This is a genomic window from Arsenicibacter rosenii (genome assembly GCF_001870735.1).
Lineage (GTDB): Bacteria > Bacteroidota > Bacteroidia > Cytophagales > Spirosomataceae > Arsenicibacter > Arsenicibacter rosenii.
Window position 1 is genome coordinate 1 of sequence record NZ_MORL01000293.1, and the last position, 394, is coordinate 394.

1 protein-coding gene is annotated in these 394 nt (G+C 52.4%); it reads left to right on the forward strand.

Going from position 1 to position 394, the window contains the following annotated elements:
- Window positions 1-62 precede the first annotated feature (62 nt).
- The gene (locus BLX24_RS31315) at window positions 63-266 is read left to right on the forward strand and encodes a glycoside hydrolase (protein ID WP_445422173.1); all 204 of its coding nucleotides are present in this window, start codon (window positions 63-65) and stop codon (window positions 264-266) included.
- Window positions 267-394 lie beyond the last annotated feature (128 nt).

The window sequence follows — 394 nt, forward strand, 5'->3', positions numbered from 1 at the left end:
TCGGCAACCTGCCGAATGTTGAAAAGCTGGTTAGCGGACATAGTTATTTTACGACGTCACCCATTAAGGAACTGCATTCGGTCCGGCAACAACTGGCAGACACCTTAACCAAAACCGGTGTAGGGTTCTGGCAATCGGAATACTGCGTACTGGGCGACAATGCGGGCGAGATCAACGGAAGCGGCCGCGATCCGGGCATGACCATGGCTTTGTATGTCGCACGGGTAATCCACGCTGATCTGACAATCGCCAATGCCGNGCCCTGAGCGCCAACAACTATAAAGACGGGCTTATTTACCTCGAAAATGCAGGTAAAATGGGCGAAAACGCGATAAATCAGCTGGATGGCGATGTGCTTGCGTCTAAAACGCTCTGGGCACTTGGCAATTACGCC